The organism is Aeromonas oralensis (assembly GCF_049665575.1).
GTDB classification, from domain to species: domain Bacteria; phylum Pseudomonadota; class Gammaproteobacteria; order Enterobacterales; family Aeromonadaceae; genus Aeromonas; species Aeromonas hydrophila.
The window spans coordinates 3,135,314-3,156,810 of sequence record NZ_CP187186.1; the positions used below are offsets into that span (position 1 = coordinate 3,135,314).

Annotated in this window: 13 protein-coding genes; 10 read left to right on the plus strand and 3 right to left on the minus strand. The window is 63.2% G+C overall.

What is annotated here, in order from left to right:
- The first annotated feature begins 225 nt into the window (after positions 1-225).
- The 9 genes from ACPDZI_RS14550 to ACPDZI_RS14590 all read left to right on the plus strand — a co-directional run bounded on the left by ACPDZI_RS14550 (position 226) and on the right by ACPDZI_RS14590 (position 14,600).
- Entirely contained in the window at positions 226-1,872 is a 1,647-nt protein-coding gene (locus ACPDZI_RS14550) for a tetratricopeptide repeat-containing response regulator (protein WP_207138066.1), read from the plus strand.
- A 54-nt stretch (positions 1,873-1,926) separates the two neighbouring features.
- Positions 1,927-2,889 carry an ion channel gene (locus tag ACPDZI_RS14555; protein WP_043158869.1) on the plus strand — a complete coding sequence of 321 codons (963 nt, stop codon included), beginning with the start codon at positions 1,927-1,929 and terminating at the stop codon, positions 2,887-2,889.
- A gap of 236 nt (positions 2,890-3,125) precedes the next feature.
- Positions 3,126-3,932, plus strand: coding sequence for an exodeoxyribonuclease III (gene xthA / locus ACPDZI_RS14560; RefSeq protein ID WP_017410695.1), 807 nt, complete (start codon positions 3,126-3,128; stop codon positions 3,930-3,932).
- Positions 3,933-4,270: 338 nt separating this feature from the next.
- The gene (locus tag ACPDZI_RS14565; protein ID WP_438834581.1) at positions 4,271-5,470 is read left to right on the plus strand and encodes an efflux RND transporter periplasmic adaptor subunit; all 1,200 of its coding nucleotides are present in this window, start codon (positions 4,271-4,273) and stop codon (positions 5,468-5,470) included.
- 9 nt (positions 5,471-5,479) lie between these two features.
- Positions 5,480-8,608, plus strand: coding sequence for an efflux RND transporter permease subunit (locus tag ACPDZI_RS14570; RefSeq protein WP_029299632.1), 3,129 nt, complete (start codon positions 5,480-5,482; stop codon positions 8,606-8,608).
- A gap of 181 nt (positions 8,609-8,789) precedes the next feature.
- Positions 8,790-9,227 carry a hypothetical protein gene (locus tag ACPDZI_RS14575; protein ID WP_168966978.1) on the plus strand — a complete coding sequence of 146 codons (438 nt, stop codon included), beginning with the start codon at positions 8,790-8,792 and terminating at the stop codon, positions 9,225-9,227.
- A gap of 275 nt (positions 9,228-9,502) precedes the next feature.
- Positions 9,503-11,038 (plus strand): efflux RND transporter periplasmic adaptor subunit, encoded by a 1,536-nt coding sequence (locus ACPDZI_RS14580; RefSeq protein ID WP_438833369.1) that lies wholly within the window; start codon positions 9,503-9,505, stop codon positions 11,036-11,038.
- On the plus strand, positions 11,035-14,175 hold the full coding sequence (locus tag ACPDZI_RS14585) for an efflux RND transporter permease subunit (protein ID WP_438833370.1): 3,141 nt from the start codon (positions 11,035-11,037) through the stop codon (positions 14,173-14,175). The genes ACPDZI_RS14580 and ACPDZI_RS14585 overlap by 4 nt, the downstream gene beginning before the upstream one ends.
- 71 nt (positions 14,176-14,246) lie before the next feature.
- Complete coding sequence (locus tag ACPDZI_RS14590) at positions 14,247-14,600, plus strand: copper-binding protein (RefSeq protein WP_438833371.1); 354 nt, start codon at positions 14,247-14,249, stop codon at positions 14,598-14,600.
- A gap of 106 nt (positions 14,601-14,706) precedes the next feature.
- On the opposite strand, the gene ACPDZI_RS14595 is transcribed toward ACPDZI_RS14590, so the two are convergent.
- From ACPDZI_RS14595 to ACPDZI_RS14605, 3 genes are all read right to left on the minus strand, one after another.
- A complete protein-coding gene (locus ACPDZI_RS14595) occupies positions 14,707-15,495 on the minus strand; it encodes a hypothetical protein (protein WP_438833372.1) in 789 nt (262 codons plus the stop codon).
- A gap of 227 nt (positions 15,496-15,722) precedes the next feature.
- On the minus strand, positions 15,723-17,417 hold the full coding sequence (locus tag ACPDZI_RS14600; protein WP_438833373.1) for a pyridoxal phosphate-dependent decarboxylase family protein: 1,695 nt from the start codon (positions 17,415-17,417) through the stop codon (positions 15,723-15,725).
- A gap of 188 nt (positions 17,418-17,605) precedes the next feature.
- The gene (locus ACPDZI_RS14605; RefSeq protein ID WP_438833374.1) at positions 17,606-18,622 is read right to left on the minus strand and encodes a lipoate--protein ligase A; all 1,017 of its coding nucleotides are present in this window, start codon (positions 18,620-18,622) and stop codon (positions 17,606-17,608) included.
- A 444-nt stretch (positions 18,623-19,066) separates the two neighbouring features.
- Between ACPDZI_RS14605 and ACPDZI_RS14610 the strand changes: the two genes are divergently transcribed.
- Positions 19,067-21,496, plus strand: a complete 2,430-nt coding sequence (locus ACPDZI_RS14610; protein ID WP_024945070.1) for a diguanylate cyclase domain-containing protein — start codon at positions 19,067-19,069, stop codon at positions 21,494-21,496.
- Position 21,497 lies beyond the last annotated feature (1 nt).

The window sequence follows — 21,497 nt, forward strand, 5'->3', positions numbered from 1 at the left end:
CCCGAAGGGGCGATCTCAGCGCCGGGCGGTGGGCGGCTTCGCCGTTCAAGTCAGGCAGGCGTCCGCCGCCTCCCCTCCCCCAATCTGCCCCCTATTTGGTCCGGCAGAAGCCATGAATGGCGGGGCTTGGCGGAAAAACCACGGCTGCGCCCCATGTTCAATTGCCTGTCTGCGCGCTTTGGTGGCACACTTCTGTTATCCGCCCGTAGCGCCCTGACCAGACAGATGCAGACACCGGAATCCGAGCCAGAGAAAAAAGCCCCACCCAAACCGAAGCGCATCCTGCTGGTCAACGAACAGCGCTCCTTTCAGGTGATGATGAAGGCGATGCTGATCAACATCGGCATCAACCGCATCACCTATGTCAACTCGGCCGAAGAGGCGAGACGGCGCTGCCAGAAAGAGACCTTTGACATCTACCTGCTCGATTACGAGCTAGGGGTCGGCGAGAACGGCCGCCAGCTGCTGGAGAGCCTACGGGATCAGAAACTCATTCCGCCCCAGAGCGTGGTGATCATGGTAAGCGGTGACAGCTCCCGCGCCATGGTGCTGAGCGCGCTGGAGGCAGAGCCCGACGAATACCTGATGAAGCCCTTCTCCCAGGAGCAGTTTTCGTTTCGCCTCAAACGCGCCCTCGCCCGCCGTCAGGCGCTGGAGAGCGTGTTCAGCGCCCTTGCCAAAGAGGATCTGCCCGCCCTGCTCGCCGCGTGCGCCGAGCGGGCCGACGCGGTGCCGCGCTTTGCCAACTTCTGCCGCTGTCTGCAGGCCGACACCCAGCTCAAGCTGGGCCAGGCCAAAGAGGCCCGCAGCCTGATGCGCCAGCTGCTGGCCGGCCAGGAGAACAGCTGGGCCCGGCTCACCCTCGGCAAGGCGTGCCACACTCTGGGGCTGAACGAAGAGGCGGTGAGCCACCTGCAGGCCACCCTCAAGAACACCCCGCTGATGGTGGAGGCCCACCTCTGGCTGGCAGAGTCCCAGCTGGCGCTCGGCAATGACGAGCAGGCCCAGCAGGAGCTCAAGCGGGCGGTCGACATCTCGCCCCAGTCGGTGCAGCTCTCACGCCGACTGGCGGAGGTGTGCCTGCTGCGCCACGACTACGCCCAGGCCAAGGACGTGTTGCTTTCGCTGATCGACCTGTCGCGCAACTCCATCCATCGCACCCCCCACTACTTGGGGGCCTATATCCAGTCGCTGACCCTCTACGCCCTCAACAGCAACGACATCTACCACATCGCCAACCTGCAAAAGCAGGTCAACTCGGCCCTGTCGCGCATCCGCGATTCGCTGATGATGTCGGAGTTCAACTACCCGGTGTTCGAGCAGATCTGCCAGGCCCGGGTGCAGATCGCCCTGGGCGAGCTGCTCAAGGGCAAGAAGATGCTCTACCGCGCCAACCAGAACTGGCTCGATCAGCCGGCCACCATGCCCCCCAGCCTGCTGGGCGAGACCATCCTCGCCCTCTATCAGCTCGGTGAATTCGAATATGCCGAAAGCCTGCAGGCGCTGTTGGCCGAAGACGAGGATCGGCTGCTCACCACCTGCATCCAGGCCACCCGCGACGACAAGACGGTGCTCGAGCGTCGCCAGCGCTACCAGCAGCTCAACGAGCTGGGCATCAAGGCCTATCAGAGCGGCGAGCTGGAGCAGGCGCTCGGCCACTTTCGCGAGGCGCTGCGCCGGGCCCCGGCCAATACCGGCGCCGCCCTCAACAAGATCCAGGTGCTGCTGCAGCTGATGCAAAAAAACCGCAAGAGCCCGGAGTTTGGCGCCGAGTGCAAGGAGACCCTGGAGGTGCTGGACGGCATCCCCCTCAATCCGGCCCAGCAGGATCGTTTTCGCAAGCTGCGTCAGGAGTTTACCCAGCTCAGCTGACCAGAGCCCGCTCGCCTATGCTGATACTGACTCGGCAAAGGGAGGAAAGTGGCGATGGCCATGTGTCGATATCTGGTGGCGGACGGTCGCCACTGCAGCGAAGAGGCGGGGGACCATGATCTGTGCCGCTGGCACGATCCCCATGCCAATCATCAGGATCCCCACACCGCCCGCGAGCTGGAGCACTACATCCAGCAGGGCGGGCTGTGTCACGGCCTGCAACTGGCCCGCGCCAATCTGGCGGGCCTCAACCTGGTGAAAAAAGGGGCCCCGCAGGGGTTCCTGCTGGAGCAGTGCAACCTCTACCGTGCCAATCTGCAGGGAGCCCACCTCTACGGCATTCGCATCAAGGGCGGCAGCCTGATGAAGGCGGATCTCAGCGAAGCGAACCTGCACTGCGCCACCCTCGACGACGTCAACCTGCTCGGCATTCGCTGGCACAACACCCGCCTCGACAACCTGGATACCGGCAAGCGGCTGATGCAGGAGCGGCGCGGCCGCAAGGAGCGCGACCCGGTACAGGCCCGCATCTGGCTGAAGGAGGCCGAAGAGACCTATCGCGATCTGCGCAAGGCCTCAGAGGCGCAGGGCATCTTCACCATGTCCGGCCGCTACATCCAGCAGGAGCTGACCATGCGCCGACTGCAGTTGCCGTTCTGGTCGACCCAGCGCTTCACCTCCTGGATCGTCGATCTGTTCTGCGGCTACGGCGAGGCCCCCATGCGGGTGGTGCTCTTCTCCCTGCTGCTCATCTTCATCTGCAGCATCTTCTACTTCTTCTTTGGCCTGAGCTTCAACGGCAACCACCTCATCTACCGGCCCGGTGCCCCCCTCGAGCAAAACGCCATCTTTCTGCTGGAGTGCCTCTACTACAGCGTGGTGACCTTCACCACCCTGGGTTATGGCGACTTCACCCCCATCGGCCTGTCACGGCTCTTCGCCGCCTTCGAGGCCTTCACCGGCAGCTTCACGCTGGCGCTGTTTGTGGTGGTGTTTGTCAAGAAGATGACCCGCTGACAACCTGCCCACGATCTTGCTGCGAGGCCGTGATCAAGGCTCATGTGCTGCTCGGAATCCTCACGTATATCTATACGCTCTGGTTCCTGCGCTGCGCTTCACCTTGCTGACAGCCTCTAGCGACAGTTCGTGAACAGGTTACCGAGCAGCTGCGCCAGTCACAGCCCTCGAACTTGCATCCACGGCGGATTCCTAGTCCAATAGCCACTTATAAAAATGACATGAGCATCCCGGACATGAAGATCATCTCTTTCAATATCAATGGCCTGCGCGCCCGCCTGCACCAGCTGCAAGCCATCATCGACAAGCATCAGCCGGATGTGATCGGCCTGCAGGAGATCAAGGTACACGACGAGGCCTTCCCGCTGGCCGACGTGGAGGCCATGGGCTATCACGTAGAGTTTCACGGCCAGAAGGCCCACTACGGGGTGGCCATCATGAGCAAGCAGAAGCCGGTCAAGGTGGAGAAAGGCTTCCCCACCGACGATGAAGAGGCCCAGCGCCGGATGATCATGGCCACCTTCGAGCGCGAAGACGGCTCCCTCATCAAGGTGATGAACGGCTACTTCCCGCAGGGTGAAAGTCAGGATCACGAGACCAAGTTCCCGGCCAAGCAGAAGTTCTACGAGGATCTGCAGCACTATCTGGAGACCCACCACACCCCGGGCGATCAGCTGGTGCTGATCGGGGATATGAATATCTCCCCCACCGATCTCGACATCGGCATCGGCGAGGCCAACCGCAAGCGCTGGCTGCGGGATGGCAAGTGCTCCTTCCTGCCCATTGAGCGCGAATGGATGGAGCGCCTGAAAGGGTTCGGCCTGACCGACACCTTCCGCGCCGCCAACCCCACCGAGTGCGAGCGCTTCTCCTGGTTTGACTACCGCTCCAGGGGCTTTGACGAGAACCGGGGCCTGCGCATCGACCTCATCATGGCCTCCGACGCCCTCAAGGACACCGTGACCGAGACCGGCATCGACTACGAGCTGCGCGGCATCGACAAGCCTTCGGATCACGCCCCCATCTGGGCCTGCTTCGCCTGATAACGACAACAGAGGGGGCATTTGAAGCCCCCTCTGTGACCAAGCCCCCACTTCCCCCGCTTTTTCCTTCTTATAATTCCCTCCGGGTCTCCTGCTCCCCAGCAAGGTCACGATGCAGGGTCTGCCTGCCTGACACAAATTGTCGCGGCCCCCTCCGCCACTGCGCGATCGACACCGACAACTTTCAGTATCGAGCAGCTTGGGTTCAATATTCGTGCTCTATCATTAGAAAACTGTCAGTAATCCAATGAGTTAAATTTGTAACCATGCAGTTAACCATGTTCATGAAGAAAAAGGCTGGGCGCGGCAATCGCGCACCATCCCACAGGAGTGTGATGATGAAGGTGCAATACGTCAGGGAAGAGATGTTCAAGCGCGGCTGTATCGCCCTGGCACTGGCCAGCGCACTGACCGCCTGTGGTGATGAACCGGCCACCGGGGCCCAAGCACTGCCGCCGGTGCCCGTGGTGGTAGCCGAGGTCAAGCTGACCGACGTGCCGATGACCACCGAAATGGTGGGCGAGACCGCCGGCTTTCGCGAAATTGACGTGCGTTCCCGGGTGAGCGGCATCCTGCTCAAGCGCACCTACATCGAGGGGCAGCCGGTCACCGCCGGTCAGGCGCTGTTCCTGATCGACCCCGAGCCCTACAAGGTGGCACTGGACCAGGCCAAGGGCACCCTGGCCCAGGAGCAGGCCCGCCTCAACAAGGCGCGCGCCGACCGGGATCGCATCATCCCGCTGTTCAAGCGCCAGGTGGTGAGCCGCAAGGACTATGACGACACCATCGCCAACTACGAGGCGGCCATCGCCAGCCATCAGGCCGCCCAGGCCAAGGTGAAAGAGGCCGAGCTCAACCTCAGTTACACCCAGGTCACCGCCCCCATCAACGGCATGGCGAGCAAGAGCTCCCAGTCCGAGGGCAGCCTCATCTCCACCAGCGGCGAAAACGGCCTGCTCACCACCATCACCCAGTTCGATCCCCTCTACGTCAACTTCTCCTACTCGGAGCAGGATCGCCTCAACTTCGAGAACTCGGTGAAAAAGGGATTGATTGAGGCCAAGGATGCCACCAACTGGCGCACCCACATCCGGCTGGCGGACGGCTCAGTCTACCCCGAAGCGGGCAAGCTCAACTTCTCCGACAGCCGGGTCGACCCGCAGACCGGCACCATCCGGGCCCGTGCCATCTTCGACAACAAGGACGGCGTGCTGCTGCCAGGCCAGTTCGTGCGCATGACCATCGATCTGGGCACCCGCAAAAATGCCATCCTGGTGCCGCCGCGCGCTATCGTCCAGTCCCAGGCCGACCGCATGGTGATGGTGGTGGACAAAGAGAACAAGGTGGTGCCCCGCCCGGTCAAGCTCGGTTCCGTGGTCGACAGCGGCGTGCTGATCGACAGCGGCCTCGAGCCCGGTGAGCACTACATCGTCGAGGGGCTGATGAAGGCCCGCCCCGGCGCCGTGGTCAAGCCCGTTTCCGCCGAAGAGATGAAAGCGATCACCGCCAAGATGGGCGGCCAGAACGCGGCCAAGTAAGGAGTTCGTATGTTTTCCAAGTTCTTCATCGAACGCCCCATCTTCGCCAGCGTGATTTCGATCATCATAGTGCTAGGCGGGTTGGCGGCGATGCGATCCCTGCCCATCGAGCAGTACCCGCAGATCACCCCGCCGGTGGTGTCGGTCACCGCCTTCTATCCGGGCGCCACCCCCGAGGTGATCTCCCAGACGGTGGCTGCACCGCTCGAGCAGCAGATCAACGGCGTGGAGCGGATGCTCTACATGCAGTCGGGGTCGGCCTCCAACGGCCAGATGAACCTCAACGTCTACTTCGAGATCGGCACCGATCCGGATCAGGCCACCATCAACGTCAACAACCGGGTCTCGGCCGCCATGGCCCAGCTGCCGGAAGAGGTGAAAAAGCAGGGGGTGACGGTCAAGAAGAAATCGACCTCGATCCTGCAGGTGGTCACCCTGCAATCGCCTGACGGCACCTTCGACACCACCTACCTGTCGAACTACGCCCTGCTCAACATCATCGACGAGCTCAAGCGGATTCCCGGGGTCGGTGACACCACCCTGTTCGGCGGCACCGACTACGCCATGCGCATCTGGCTGAGGCCAGATCGACTGGCCCAGCTCGAACTCACCCCGAGCGACGTGATCGGCGCCATCCGCGAGCAGAACACCCAGTTTGCGGCCGGCAAGATCGGCGCCCAGCCAACCACGGCTCCCATCGACTTCACCTACACGGTGCAGACCAAGGGACGGCTGGAGGATGTGCGCGAGTTCCAGAACATCATCATCCGCTCCATGCCGGACGGCTCGAAGATCCGGGTCAAGGACGTGGCCAGGGTCGAGCTCGGTGGCAAGGACTACGACCTGCTGGCCAAGGCCAACGGCAAGCCGGCCATCGGTATCGCCACCTATCTGCAACCGGGCGCCAACGCCGTGGCAGTGGCCGATCAGGTGCACGCCACCATGCTGCGCCTCAAGGAGCGCTTCCCGCAGGACATCGAGTACCAGATCCCCTACGACACCACCGAGTTCGTGAAGATCTCCATCGAGGAGGTGGTACACACCCTGTTCGAGGCGATCGTGCTGGTGTTCGTGGTGGTCTACCTGTTCCTGCAGAACTTCCGCGCCACCCTGATCCCCTGCATCGCGGTGCCGGTGTCGCTGATCGGGACCTTCGCCGGCATGCTGGTGCTGGGTTTCTCCATCAACCTGCTGACCCTGTTCGGTATGGTGCTCGCCATCGGTATCGTGGTGGATGACGCCATCGTGGTGCTGGAGAACGTCGAGCGGATCATGCAGGAGAAAAAGTGCTCGCCCAAAGAGGCGGCCATCCTCGCCATGCAGGAGGTCTCCGGCCCGGTGGTCGCCATCGTGCTGGTGCTGTGCGCCGTGTTCCTGCCAGTCGCCTTCATGGGCGGCATGACCGGGGTGATGTACAAGCAGTTCGCCATCACGGTGGCGGTGTCGGTAGCCATCTCCGGTCTGGTGGCGCTGACCCTGTCGCCGGCCCTTTGTGCCGTGCTGCTCAAAGAGGGCCACCACAAGCCGGCCCGCTTCTTCGTCTGGTTCAACAACGCCTTCGACGGCCTCACCCGCCGTTACGTGCGCGGTGTCGCCTTCCTCAACCGCCGGGTCGGGGTGGCGTTCACCATCATCGCCTTCATCCTGGTCTCCATCTACGGCCTGCTGATGAAGGTGCCAGGCGAGCTGGTGCCGAACGAAGATCAGGGCTACCTGCTCTCTGCAGTCATGCTGCCGGATGCGGCCTCCCTCACCCGCACCCAGGCGGTGGCGAACGACTTCGACCAGATGGCGATGGCCAACCCCAACGTGAAGGACGTCATCACCTTCTCGGGCTTTGACATCCTCTCCAACGCCATCATCAGCAACAGCGGCATCAGCTTCATCACCCTCAAGGACTGGAGCGAGCGGCAAGGTGCCGGGCAGGACTCCTTCTCCCTGGCCAAGACCTTCCAGGGCATGAGCCTGATGGGGCTGGCGGACGGCTTCGTCGCCTCCTTCAACCCGCCCCCCATCACCGGCATGTCCACCACCGGCGGGCTGGAGGCCTACCTGCAAAACCGCAGCACCGGCAATGCCCAGTCCTTCTCGGCCGAGGTGCAGCGCTTCCTCGAGGCGGCCAAGCAGCGCCCCGAGTTCGCCAGCGTGACCAGCACCTACCGCGCCAACGTACCCCAGGTCTATCTCGATCTGGATCGCGAGAAGGCCAAGGCGCTGGGGTTACCCATCAACGCCGTGTTCGACACCATGCAGGCCACCTTCGGCCAGGTCTATGTCAACGACTTCAACCAGTTCGGCCGTACCTACCGGGTGCAGTTGCAGTCCGAGGCGGACTACCGCGCCAAGAAGAGCGACATCCGCAACGTCTATGTGCGCTCCGACAAGGGGGAGATGATCCCGCTCAGCAGCCTGGTGACGGTGCGTGATGCCACCGGCCCCGAACTGGTGGAGCGCTTCAACATCTTCCAGGCGGCCAAGATCATGGCGCAGCCGGCGCCGGGCTACAGCTCCGGTCAAGCCATCGCCGCGCTGGAAGCCGTGGCCAACGAGTCCCTCGGCAACGACGCCAAGCTGGAGTGGACCGGCTCCGCCTATCAGGAAAAAGCGGCCGCCGGCAGTGCGGGCACCGCGTTCGGCTTCGGCATCGTGATGATCTTCCTCATCCTGGCGGCCCAGTACGAACGCTGGAGCCTGCCGTTTGCGGTGATCACCGCAGTGCCGTTCGCCCTGTTCGGCGCCCTGCTGGCCACCTGGCTGGTGGGTCTCACCAACAACGTCTACTTCCAGATAGGGTTGGTGACGCTGGTCGGGCTGGCGGCCAAGAACGCCATTCTGATCGTGGAGTTCGCGGTGATGAAGCACGAAGAGGGGATGAGCCTCATCGAGTCGGCGCTGGAGGCGGCACGCCTGCGTTTTCGCCCCATCGTCATGACCTCCCTCGCCTTCATCCTCGGCTGTGTGCCGCTGGTCACCTCCAGCGGCGCCGGGGCGGCGAGCCGTCATGCCCTCGGCTGGCCGGTCATCGGCGGCATGCTGGCGGCGACCTTCATCGCCATCTTCTTCATCCCGCTGTTCTTCCGCCTCATCATGCGGCGCTCGGAACGCGCCGGCGGCAAGACGGCGCAGCCCAAGTCGTAAGTCGTGAGTCACAGCCCCCGCCATGCGGGGGCTTTTTTTATCCGCCAGGCGGGACAACACCTCGCAGCCGGACCCGAGCAGCGAGCGGGATCACGCGGCCGCCATCCCGCTGCCCACATACCTTGACCTTGCTCTCAAGGTAAGGTTTACAGTGCCCCCAGTCATTGTCAGGATTTTCCCCATGCTCGTAGCGAGATTGCCCATCGAACGCATTGCCCGGCTGTTGCTGGGGCTGATGCTCGTCTGCAATCTCACCCTCTGCATCGGCTGGCACGGGGTGGATGCCCTCAACGCCGCCATGACTCACGGCAATCAGGCCATGAGCGACAACGCCATGCAGGGGCTCTCCTGCCACGGGGCCAGCCCGGATGCGGGAGCGCAAGATGCCGCCAGCCAGGAGTGCCAGATGCATGGCGGGCTCACCTCGACCGGCACTCCCGGCCTGCCGCTGCTGGCCGCCCTGCTGACCCTGCTCGCTCTGCCGCTGTTGCTGCTGCCCCTCGGGACGGCGAGCAGCGTGCTGGACAACTGGTTGCGGGATCCCTTCCTGCGATCCCGTGGTACCCATCCCCCCTCCTGGCCGCGCCGACACCTGATGCTGTCGGTGCTGCGCCACTAGAAAGCGCTTCTCTTGCGGCAGCGGCAAGCCTCGGCTTGCCCGTTTCCTGCCGCCTTGCCTGACCCTGTGCCCCGGCCCAACCGGCCCGCTCGCAGGGAGCCGTGCGCGCTGATGCAGCTGCGCCCCGTTTGCCGCCTCGTGGTGATGCCCTGTCCGCGCACACAGGCGGCCTGACAGAAGAGAAGAGATACCATGTCATCCACCCCCGTTACCCGGTCTGCCTGCGCGCGGCCGTGCCAGCCGCCCCTTCGCCTCCCGCGCGCCGGAGGCTTGTCATGAACAAGACGCTGTTGATGTCCACCCTGCTGCTCGCCCTCGGCGCCGGTGGCGGCTACTGGGCCGCCAAACAGACCACAACTGGCGCTGCGGCCAAGGAGAAGACACCGCTCTACTGGGTCAACCCCATGGATCCGCGCGACAAGCGCAATGCTCCTGCCAAGGACAACATGGGGATGGACTTCATCCCCGTCTATGAGGAAAAACAGGGCGGCTCGCCGGGCACCGTCACCATCAGCCCCGAGATCCAGCAGAACCTGGGGGTACGGCTCACCAAGGTGGAGAAGCTCCCCATCCACCAGCAGATCGAAACGGTGGGCTATGTCGGCTATGACGAGGGCCGGCTGGAGGCGGTCAACGCCCGCATGGCAGGCTGGATCCGCACCCTCGCCATCAAGAGCGAGGGGCAGCAGGTGAGCAAGGGGAACCTGATCTACGAGCTCTACGCCCCGGATCTGGTCAACGCCCAGCACGAATACCTGCTCGCCCTCAATACCGCCAACCCGCTGCTGCTGCGCGCCGCCGAGGGCAAACTCAAGTCCCTGCAGGTGCCGGCGGATCAGATTGCGGCCCTCAAGCGCACCCGTCAGGTGCAGGAGACGGTGCGTATCTATGCCCCCAGCAGCGGTTATGTCTCCGAGCTGAAGGTGCGCGAAGGCCAGTATGTGGAGCCCGCCGCGGCCCTGTTCAACATCAGCACCCTCAAACAGGTGTGGGTGAGTGCCGAGGTATTCGAGCGTCAGGCCGCCCAACTGAAAGTGGGCGATCCGGTCACCATGACCCTCGACTATGCCCCCGGTCGCAGTTGGCAAGGTAAGGTGGATTACCTCTACCCGACCCTGGATGCCGCCACCCGCACCCTCAAGGTACGGCTGCGCTTCGCCAACCCGGACGAGTTCCTGAAACCCAATATGTTCGCCAAGGTGAGCATTCGCACCGGGCAGGGCGAACCCCGGCTGGTGGTACCGAGCGAAGCGGTGATCCGCACCGGCAGTCAGGATCGGCTGGTGCTGGCGCTGGGGGATGGCAGCTTCAAATCGGTGGCCGTCACTCTGGGCCCCCAGTTTGGCGACAAGGTGGCCATCAAGGCTGGGGTAGAGGCTGGGGATAACATCGTCAGCTCGGCCCAGTTCCTGCTCGACTCCGAATCGGCCATCGATTCGGACTTTCAGCGCATGACGGCGGTACGCCCCGCCCAGGTGTGGACCCAGGGCGAGGTTGAAAGCATCGATATGGCCAACCGCACCCTGATGGTTTCCCACCAGCCCATCCCCGAGTGGCAGTGGCCCGCCATGGAGATGGAGTTCAGCGTTGCCGAGGGGGTCGACATCAGCCAGCTGGCCGAGGGGCAGACCCTGCACCTGCAGGTAATGCAGGAGGGGGATGAGTACCGCATCACCAGCATCCATCAGGAGAAGGCACCCGCTACTGACGGCGACGCCACCAAGCCTGCATCGGATGAGATGGGCAAGATGGAAGGCATGGACCATAGCCAGCATCAGATGGCGATGCCCGAGATGGAGAAGAAGTCATGATCCCGTCGATTATTCGCTGGTCCATCGGCAACCGCTTTCTGGTGCTGCTATTGACCCTCATGCTCACCGCCTGGGGGCTCTGGTCAGTCAAACAGACCCCGGTGGATGCCCTGCCGGATCTCTCCGACGTGCAGGTGATCATCAAGACGGCCTATCCGGGCCAGGCTCCGCAGGTGGTGGAGGATCAGGTCACCTACCCGCTCACCACCGCCATGCTGGCGGTGCCGGGGGCCACCACGGTGCGTGGCTACTCCTTCTTCGGCGACTCCTTCGTCTATGTGCTGTTTGACGACAACACCGACCTCTACTGGGCCCGCGCCCGGGTGCTGGAGTATTTGAGCCAGGTTGCCCCCAACCTGCCCGCCTCCGCCCGTCCCCAGCTCGGCCCCGATGCCACCGGGGTGGGCTGGGTCTACCAGTACGCGCTGGTGGACAGAACCGGCAAGCACGACCTCAGCCAGCTCACCTCGCTGCAGAACTGGTTCCTCAAGTACGAGTTGCAGACGGTGGAGGGGGTCTCAGAGGTCGCCACCGTCGGCGGCATGGTGCGCCAGTATCAGGTGCGGGTCGACCCGGACAAGCTGCGCGCCTACGGCATCCCGCTCTCCCTTATCGAGACCGCCATCAAGCAGGGCAACCAGGAGACCGGCGCCTCCGTCATCGAGATGGCGGAAGCGGAGTATATGGTGCGCTCCAACGGCTATCTGAAAAGCGTCGAGGATCTGAAGCAGATCCCGCTCGGTACCAATGTGCGCGGCGCCCCGCTGCTGCTGGGTGACGTGGCGGATGTGGTCACCGGGCCCCAGAGCCGGCGTGGTCTGGCCGAGCTCAACGGTGAAGGGGAAGTGGTGGGCGGCATCATCGTCATGCGCTATGGCGAGAATGCCCAGCACACCATCGACGGGGTCAAGGCGCGGCTCGCCCAGCTGAAAAGCAGCCTGCCCGAGGGGGTGGAGGTGGTCACCGTCTACGACCGCTCCGACCTTATCCAGCGCGCCATCGACAACCTCTCCGGCAAGCTGGTGGAGGAGTTCGCAGTGGTGGTGCTGGTCTGCCTCGCCTTCCTGTTCCACCTGCGCTCGTCGCTGGTGGTGGTCATCTCCTTGCCCATCGCCATCCTGACCGCCTTTATCGTGATGCACCTGCAGGGGATCAACGCCAACATCATGTCGCTGGGGGGCATCGCCATCGCCATCGGCGCCATGGTGGATGGCGCCATCGTGATGATCGAGAACGTCCACAAACACATGGAGCGGGAGGCGCTCACCGACAAGAACCGCTGGCGCATCATCACCGAGGCGAGCATCGAGGTGGGGCCCGCCATCTTCTTCTCCCTGCTGATCATCACCATCAGCTTCCTGCCAGTGTTTGCGCTGGAGGCGCAGGAGGGGCGGATGTTCCACCCCCTTGCCTACACCAAGACCTACGCCATGGCCGCCGCGGCCGGTCTCGCCATCACGCTCGTTCCAGTAATGATGGGGTACTTCATCCGTGGCAAGGTGCTGGCGGAGCAGGCCAACCCGCTCAACCGCTGGCTAAGCCAGGGCTATGTGCCACTGCTCAAGGCCGTGCTGGCCCGTCCGAAAACCACGCTGGCCATCGCCGCCGTGGTGACGGTGGCGGGCTTCTGGCCGCTCAAGTACCTCGGCTCAGAGTTCATTCCGCCGCTCGATGAGGGGGACATCATGTACATGCCCACCACCGCGGCCAATATCTCGGTGGGCAAGGCGCGGGAGATTTTGCAGCAGACCGACAAGCTCATTCGCACCGTGCCCGAGGTGCAGAACGTGTTCGGCAAGGCAGGGCGCGCCGAATCGGCCACCGACCCCGCCGATCTGGTGATGATGGAGACCAGCATCCAGCTCAAGCCACGCGACCAGTGGCGTCCAGGCATGACCCCGGAGAAGCTCAAAGAGGAGCTGGATTCCCTCATCCGCTTCCCCGGCCTCACCAACGCCTGGGTGCCCCCCATCAAGACCCGCATCGACATGCTGGCCACCGGCATCAAGACCCCGGTGGGCATCAAGATAGCGGGGCCGGATCTCAAGGTGATCCAGCAGCTCGGCCAGCAGCTTGAGCAGATCGTTGGCAAGGTGGAGGGCGCCTCATCGGTCTACGCCGAGCGGGTAGCCGGTGGCCGCTACGTGAAAGTGGATATCGACCGGCTGAAAGCTGCGCGCTATGGCCTCAACATCGCAGACGTGCAGGCGGTGCTCGCCACTGCGGTGGGCGGCATGGAGGTGGGCCAGACCATCGAGGGGCGCGAGCGCTACCCCATCAACCTGCGCTACCCCCAGAGCTATCGCGACTCGGTAGCCAGCCTCGAGCTGCTGCCAGTGGTCACACCGAGCGGCGCCCGCATCGCGCTGGCGGACGTGGCGCGGGTCTACATCAGCGATGAGGCCCCCATGATGCGCAGTGAAAACGCGCGCCTCAACGGCTGGGTCTACGTCGATATTCGCGGCCGCGACATCGGCTCTTTCGTGGCAGAGGCCAAGGCCGAAGTGGGCAAGCAGCTGGTGCTGCCGGCGGGCTACGCCCTCACCTGGTCCGGCCAATACGAATACATGGAGCGGGCCAAGGCGCGCCTCGCCTACGTGGTGCCGCTCACGGTCGCCATTATCGTGCTGCTGCTCTATCTGGCGTTTCGCCGCGTTCAGGAGGTGCTGCTCATTCTCACCACCTTGCCGCTGGCGGTGGTGGGCGGGATCTGGACCCTCTGGCTGCTGGATTTCAACCTCTCGGTGGCGGTGGGAGTAGGCTTTATCGCTCTGGCCGGGGTGGCGGTGGAGACCGGCGTCCTGATGCTGGTCTACCTCAACCATGCCTGGGATGACCTGGTGGCCAGTGGCAAGCCGGACAAGGGGGGTCTGCACCGGGCGGTGATCCACGGCGCCGCCCTGCGCCTTCGCCCCAAGATGATGACGGTAGTCACCATCATCGTGGGCCTGTTGCCCATCATGTGGAGCCACGGCACCGGCTCCGAGGTGATGCAGCGCATCGCCGCCCCCATGATTGGCGGCATGGTGAGCGCGCTGGTGCTGACCCTCTTGGTGCTGCCTGCCGCCTACTACCTGTGGCGCAGCCGAAGCGTGCAGCAGCTGACCACCGCGGAACAGCAGGAGTCATCACTCTGATGAACAAACCATTTTCAAGCGGACAAACAGCAACCCCGTTGCAACTCCATAAGCCAAACAAGGAAACCAAGATGAACTACAAGATGCTGACACTGACCCTGCTGATGGGCCTCGCTACCCACACCAGCCTGCAGGCTACCGAGATGATGAACCATCAGGGCCACGATATGAGCCAGATGGGGAAAATGGCGGGCATGGGCGACATGATGATGACCCAGGGGGTCATCAGCCGCATCGACGCGGCCAACGGCAAGGTCGGCATCAAGCACGAGGCGATCGACAACCTCAAGATGCCGGCGATGACCATGGTCTTTCGGGTGGCCGATCCGGCCCTGCTCCAAGATCTGAAGGTGGGGGATGCGGTGCGCTTTCACGCCGAGAACCCGGCCGGCAAGCTCACCGTGACCGCCATCCAGAAACAGTAAGCAGGGTTATTTCAATAAAAGACGGCGGGATCATCCCGCCGTTTTCTTTTACTGCGCCATCCGCTACTGCACTATCCGCTACTGCACCATCCGCCGAGCGGCGTCCTCAGCCGTTCGGATAAGCCTGAGCGATATTCGCCTGAGCTATCCCGAGCAGCTGAACAGACATGTCCTGCAATACATAGAGGTCGCGGCGACGGGTCCAGGGTTGATCGGATTGCTCGTCATACCAGACGGGCAGTTCGATCCCCTCCGGGGCATGGCTCGTCACCTTGCGGGCACGGCAGGTGATGATGCAGCGTTTGACGTGGTCGCGGTGACCGATGACGGCCGCCGTGCCGAGGGCGGCGGCCTCTCCGCCGGCGTAATCCCTGACGATGGCCTCCACCACCCCGTCCGTGCTGAGGTAGACCAGCTTGCCCGCATCATCCCAATAAGGCTCGATGGAGATGACATCCCGGGCCGGGATATCGGGATAGCGGGCCGAGTCGAGGAAGCGGGCGATCTCCCACTGTACGTACATGGGCACCGGCTTTTGCCGATAGAGGGCCGCGCAGCAGGCGGCCAGCGCCTCGTTCATGGGGCCGGGCTCGGCCAGTTCATCCGGGTTGCCCGAGGCGTTGGGGCGGTTGCCAAAGGCAAAGGCGATGACGCAGTGGGCCTGGTCGATGGCGACCCGGGACGGGGTCATGTTGAAGCAGGCCTCCTCGATGAAGGGGGCCAGCTGGCGGGCCGTCTGCTCGTCGTGCAGCTCGGCGCTCAGCCGGTCGGTCAGGGTGGTGCGAAAATCCGCCGCACTCCCCTGGCTGTCATTGCTGCTGTTGCAGCCGGCGAGGGTGGCGACCAGGGGGGTACTCAACAGCCCCAGGGTGACTCTGCGTCTGTGCTTGTCCATAACGACTCCTTTGTTGATGTCCACGGCTGAAAATCAACCCGTTGGAGTCCATACCGTACGGAAAAAACAGGGGGATAAAAGTCAGAAAGGGAGGCAGAGGGGAGGAACGTGCAGCGCCTCACACTTCCCGGGCCATTCGCAAGCAAGCCCTTTTGATTCAATTGCTTGGTGTATAAAAAAGCAGGGCGCAGGGGGAAACCCGCCTGCGCCCCGTCACTGCTGCACCATCAGCCGCGGATATGGTCGATAAAGGCGTCGATCTGTTCGCGGCCGCAGGCCGGGTTCATGAAGACCGCCTTCTCCCCGGCGATATAGGAGTACTTGCCACGGGCGTCATAGTCGGAGTGAGCGATGGCCTCCACCCAGTTGGTGTAGAGCCCCACCTTGCCGCGCCCGGTAAACAGGCTGCGGTGGTAGTCGGTGTTGCACTGCAAGCGCGCCTTGTAGGCTGCATCCGGGCTGCGCGCCAGCTCGAAGGCGAACTCGGCGTCGGGGTCCTGCACCCACTCGGGGTTGTAGATCTTGAAGCCCACGCTCGGCCCCTGGTTCTCCTGCGCCACCAGCTTGACGTTGCCGAGCTGGCTTAACCGGAAGCGGAAGTAGTTGGCGTTTTGCAGGCAGTGGGCCAGCACGGTGCGATAGCCCTCCACCCCTAGATAGTTGAGCGCCGCATAGGCGCCGAACAGGCCGCTCGCCCCGCGGGAGCACTCGATGGTGGACTGCAGGTGGGTCTGGCCCTGAATATCCCGCTCAAAGTAAGAGAAGTTCTCCGGGTCGTTCTCCATCGCCTTGAGGTCGTCCTGCTCCTTGATCATCACCAGGCTGGAGGTGTAGGGCACATAGCCCCACTTCTGGAAGTCGACGGTGAAGGAGTCGGCGTATTTGAGCTCGGCGAAGCGGCTCACGTTGCGCTCGATCCCCGCCAGGGTGGCGCTGTTGATGGCGAGCGGGTTGGCGGCAAAGTCGTAGTCCAGGAAGAAGATCATCGACCAGCCGATGGCGGCGTCGACGTGGATGTGCGGCTTGACCGCCACCTCGAACCGCTCGCAGAGCCGATCCCGCAGCTCGACCACGGGTTTCACCTGGTCCACCCCGAAGGTGTCGGTGGTGCCCATGGTAAGCATGATGGTAGGCACCACGTGCTTGAGAGCGAAGCAGGCGGTCAGGGTGCGCTCTAGGTGGTCGAGATCGATGTCGTTGTTCTCGCCAACCTGGATGCGGATGGTCTTGTTCTCGATGTCGACCCCGAGCAGGGAGAGGTTGGTGATGTTGGAGTAGTGACCGCCCTGGGAGTTGATGATGCGGTAATCCTGATAGTGGCCGAGCCCCTTGTGCTTGGCCTGTGGCAGGCTCTTGCGGATGCCGAGCAGGTAGCCATAGAGGTTACAGAAGGTGCCGCCTTGGGTGAAGATGCCGGTAGCGCGGGCCGGATCGTAACCTGCCAGCAGCGCTATCTGGCGCACCACCTTCTTCTCCAGCTCCTCGGCCACCCCGGCATACTCGGAGTAGACCAGGTTGGGGTTGGCCAGAATGCCCATCTGGGCGCCGTAGATGGCGGGATCCGCCGACATGGTGATGACGTTCTCGACGCTGGAGGGGTTCTCCCAGTCTTTGGACAATGCGCCGGCAAACAGCAGCTCGGCCATGGGCTCGCCCGGAGTACGCATGGCTTGCGGCACCGGCATGGTCTCGCACAAATCGGCCAGGCGGGCGCGGCCATCGGGCCAGGCATTGAGCCGCGCCGCCGGGGCCAGACCGCGGGCGCGAAACTCGTTGAGGGTGGCAAAACCGGGTTCACGAAAGACCGGCCAGAGATCGGGGTTACGCGAGAAGAAATTGGCTTTGACTGTGGCAAAACGACGTTTGAATTCGGGGTGGATGGCGTTGACGCCTTCATCTTTCAAATAGACCAAGTCACTCATTTTTATACCATTAGTACAGCAAATGTGCAGTCCTTATACGCCCGGGTCACCGTTTGAAACAGCGACAATATCTAATGGCCTCCCCTACTTTTTGTCATGCATGAGGGCGGACGGCGGCTGGCAAAAAGGCGCCTTTCGGGCGCCTCTTTTGATTTTGTGATCCACCCACCCCATCGGCGAGAAAAGCATCAGCGCAGCGCCGCCAGCAACCAGCGAGAGAGCTCCTCCAGCTCGCTCTGGCGGGCCGCAAACTCGCTGCGCCACTGGCCCAGCAGGTCGTCGAGGGCATCGGCGCGGTAGGCCGTGCCTGGCAGCCGCGCGGCCAGCGCATCGAGCGGCGCCGGATCCAGGCTGTCGCTGAAGATCTGCGCCCGCCCTATCACCCCCTTCTCCACGTCAAAGTGCAGCTCCACCCCGCCCCAGCCGAAGCGCTCGTCCAGCTGATGGCTGAACGCAGGCGCATGGCCGAAGTTCCACTCCCAGCTGCGCTGGCGGGCGAAGGTGTCGGCAAAGCCCGGCAGATCGGGCATCTGCTCAGGGGAGATATGCTCGGGCTGCACACGCTCGCCATAGTGGCTGAAGAAGGCCTCCTGCAGCGCCTCGCTCACCTGTTGGTGATCGAGCCCCGGCAGCAGCTCGCAGAGGTTGGCCACCCGGCTGCGCACCGAGCTGATACCCTTGGCCGCCAGCTTCTTGGGGTCGGGATTGAGGTAGTTGGCGAGCCGGCCGAGGTCGGCGTCCAGCAGCAAGGTACCGTGGTGAAAACCGCGATCATGGGTCTCCCGATAAGCCGAGCCCGACACCTTGCGCTCACCGTCCGAGGTCGCCACCAGCAGATCGTTGCGCCCGGAGGCGAAAGCTTCGACCCCGAGCCGCTTGAGCGCGTCCAGCACGATGGCGGTGGAGATGCTCTTGTCGTACTCCGGCTTGCCCGCCATGAAGGTGAAGCAGCTGTTGCCAAGGTCGTGAAACACGGCGCCGCCGCCGCTGCTGCGCCTGGCCAGCGTCACCCCGTCCTCCTCCATGCGGCGGGTGTTGCACTCCTTCCAGGGATTCTGGGCCCGGCCGATCACCACGGTATTGGCGTTGCGCCACAGGAACAGCACCCGCTGGTTCGGATCCATCTGACGGAAGATGCACTCCTCCACCGCCAGGTTGAACAGGGGGTCGTGAGAGTCGGACAGCAACAGACGCAATCGGGACATGAGAAGGCCTCATCGAGATAGAAGAGTCGCTATCATAGCACCGGGGTCGACAGGATCCGGCCCCCTTCTACCTGTTTCGGCCCATTACTGACTGATAACGCAACAATTGAAAGTTCGACACAATCTGACAGCAACATGAATGTATCCGTTGATACGGCGACACAGGCTGACGCATTGCGCTGAAAATTAAGTAATCACTCACTGATATTGAGGTAAACGGCTGGCAAATACGATTAAAATGCGACCGTTTTTATTGGTCATATGGCTCCGTAATTATTCGCATAATTGCCAAAAATACCGAGCAGGAAAGCCAAATGTGATGAGTGACACAGAAATCTTTTTTTCTGTCACGTATCCCCCATTCCAGCGCCCTTTCGCCCCCTTGCGGGCAACAAGGAATTGTTTGACTCTAGGACTGACCCCCGTCTCCCGAGAGGAATGAGTATGAGTGTCGTAAATTCCTCCCTTCATCGCCTGCTCCGGTATCTGCCCATGCTTGGTTCAGCGATGTTTTGCACCCTTTTCTCCCTGCCGTCCAAGGCGGTGGACAAGATAGTGGTGCAACTGCCCTGGCAACATCAGTTCCAGTTTGCCGGTTATTACGCGGCCCAGGCCAGAGGCTTCTATCGAGATGCCGGGCTGGATGTCACCTTGCGACCCGCCGTCACCGGCACCAATGTGGTCAACGAGGTAATGTCTGGCAATGCCCAGTACGGGGTCAGCGGCAGCGATCTGCTGCTGGCGCGCGCCAGTGGCCAGCAGGTTGTGGTGCTGGCCTCCATGCTGCAACATTCCCCGCTGGTGCTGCTCACCCTGGAGCGGCCCGACATTCGCCAACCGGCGGATCTGGCGGGCAAACGGCTGATGCTGGAGCCCGGCTCCCAGGAGCTGCAGATCTACCTCAATCGCCATGCCCCGCCGGGCAGCTGGAGCAAGCTGCCTTATGAACAGGGGCTGAAGGCGCTGCTCGCCGGCCAGGTGGACGCCATCAGCGCCTACAGCACCACCGAGCCCTTCTATCTGGCCCGGATGGGGATCCCCTACCGGGTGTTCTCCCCCCGCAGCATCGACTTCGATTTCTACGGTGACAACCTGTTCACCTCGGAGCGCGAGCTGAACAACCGGCCGGAGCGGGTCTACGCCTTTCAGCAGGCGAGCCTCAAGGGGTGGCGCTACGCCATGGAAAACCCGGCCGAGATGATCAACTGGATCATGGAGCAGTACCCGAGCGGTTATGGCCGCGAGCAATTGGAGTTCGAAGCCAGCGCCACCCGGGAGCTGATGCAGCCAGATCTGGTCGAGCCTGGCTACATGCAGCCGGAGCGCTGGCAGCAGATCGCCAGAAGCTACCTCGAGGCCGGCCTGCTCTCGGCCCTGCCCGATCTGGAACACTTCCTCTACAACCCGGACCGGGAGCGGATCCGCCAGCAGCGCCAGCTGCTCGACAAGAGCGTGGCGGTGGCCATGCTGGTGACCTTCTCCCTACTGACCCTGCTCGGCATCTTCTGCTACCTCTACCTGCGCCTGCGCCAGGAGGCGCGCGACCGCCAGCGACTCACCCGCGAGCTGGCCCAGAGCGAGCAGCACTACCGCTTCGTGGCGGAGAACAGCGCTGACGTCATCTGGACCATGGACACCGCCACCCTGCGCTTTCGCTACGTCAGCCCGGCCATCTTGCCGCTCAGCGGTTACGAAGCGATCGACGTGCTGACCCTCCCCATCAGGCAGCTTATTCCGGAGACATCCAGAAAGCAGCTGCGCGCCGAGCTGAGCGGTTCCCTCGCCGCCTGGCAACGCGGCGACCACGAGCAGACCCGCTGTGTCATTCGTACCCAGCTGCGTCACAAAGAGGGACATCTGGTGGCCACCGAAACGGTCACCACCCTGCACGGCAACGAGCAGGGGGAGCCGGAGGCGATTCTGGGGGTGACCCGTGACATCACCGAGCGGGCCGCCCGCGAGGAGATGATGCGCCGGCTCGCCTTCTACGATCCCCTCACCAACCTGCCCAACCGCCGGTTGCTGCAGCAGCGGTTGAAGGAAGCTATGGAGGGCGAAGCGCAGCTGGCTCTGCTGTTCATCGATCTCGACCACTTCAAGCCGATCAACGACACCTTCGGCCACGAGACCGGCGACGTACTGCTCAACATGGTGGCGGAACGGATGCGCCACTGCGTGCGGGAGCGGGATCTGGTGGCACGGCTGGGAGGGGACGAATTCGTGATCCTGCTGCCCGATACCGGGGACGAGGCGCTGGCGGTGGCCGACCATCTGCACCAGAGCCTGCGCCATCCGTTTCGCATCGACGAGGAGCAGGAGCTGCGCATCTCCAGCAGCATAGGGGTGGCGCTCTATCCGGAGCACGGCACCGACCCCAAGACCCTGATGCACCACGCCGATCAGGCCATGTACCAGGCCAAGGGCAGAGGGCGGGGCCGGGTCTGTCTGTTCACCGCCGGGCTGGATCCGGAGCAGGGCTCGCTGGTGTGGCAGAGCAGCCATGAATGCGGCCACCCCCGCATCGATGCCGAGCATCGTCAGCTGTTCGTGCTGACCAACCGGCTGCTGGAACACATGAAGGATCACCAGGAACACCCGGCCCTGTTCCTGGAGTGCATGGAGAGCCTGTTCGATGTGGCCCGCCACCACTTCGCCTTTGAAGAGCAGATGCTGGCCGAACTAGGCTATCCGGAGCTGGCCAGTCACCAGCAAGACCACCAGCTGCTGCTGCAAAAAGCCAGCCAGCTGATGACCGCCGCCAGGGCGGGCACCCTGGGCAACGACGAGTTGCTCAACTTCATCATTCAGGAGCTGGTCGTCGGCCACATGAGCCAGGCCGACCGGCGCTACTTCCCGCTGATGAAAGGACGCTGAC

What these genes read in the sequence shown, in the direction of transcription:
- ACPDZI_RS14590 (WP_438833371.1), top strand. Translation starts at nt 14,247, where the DNA reads ATGAACTACAAGATGCTGACACTGACCCTGCTGATGGGCCTCGCTACC.
- ACPDZI_RS14555 (WP_043158869.1), top strand. Translation starts at nt 1,927, where the DNA reads ATGGCCATGTGTCGATATCTGGTGGCGGACGGTCGCCACTGCAGCGAA.
- ACPDZI_RS14565 (WP_438834581.1), top strand. Translation starts at nt 4,271, where the DNA reads ATGAAGGTGCAATACGTCAGGGAAGAGATGTTCAAGCGCGGCTGTATC.
- xthA (WP_017410695.1), top strand. Translation starts at nt 3,126, where the DNA reads ATGAAGATCATCTCTTTCAATATCAATGGCCTGCGCGCCCGCCTGCAC.
- ACPDZI_RS14600 (WP_438833373.1), bottom strand. Translation starts at nt 17,417, where the DNA reads ATGAGTGACTTGGTCTATTTGAAAGATGAAGGCGTCAACGCCATCCAC.
- ACPDZI_RS14570 (WP_029299632.1), top strand. Translation starts at nt 5,480, where the DNA reads ATGTTTTCCAAGTTCTTCATCGAACGCCCCATCTTCGCCAGCGTGATT.
- ACPDZI_RS14585 (WP_438833370.1), top strand. Translation starts at nt 11,035, where the DNA reads ATGATCCCGTCGATTATTCGCTGGTCCATCGGCAACCGCTTTCTGGTG.
- ACPDZI_RS14550 (WP_207138066.1), top strand. Translation starts at nt 226, where the DNA reads ATGCAGACACCGGAATCCGAGCCAGAGAAAAAAGCCCCACCCAAACCG.
- ACPDZI_RS14605 (WP_438833374.1), bottom strand. Translation starts at nt 18,622, where the DNA reads ATGTCCCGATTGCGTCTGTTGCTGTCCGACTCTCACGACCCCCTGTTC.
- ACPDZI_RS14580 (WP_438833369.1), top strand. Translation starts at nt 9,503, where the DNA reads ATGAACAAGACGCTGTTGATGTCCACCCTGCTGCTCGCCCTCGGCGCC.
- ACPDZI_RS14595 (WP_438833372.1), bottom strand. Translation starts at nt 15,495, where the DNA reads ATGGACAAGCACAGACGCAGAGTCACCCTGGGGCTGTTGAGTACCCCC.
- ACPDZI_RS14575 (WP_168966978.1), top strand. Translation starts at nt 8,790, where the DNA reads ATGCTCGTAGCGAGATTGCCCATCGAACGCATTGCCCGGCTGTTGCTG.
- ACPDZI_RS14610 (WP_024945070.1), top strand. Translation starts at nt 19,067, where the DNA reads ATGAGTGTCGTAAATTCCTCCCTTCATCGCCTGCTCCGGTATCTGCCC.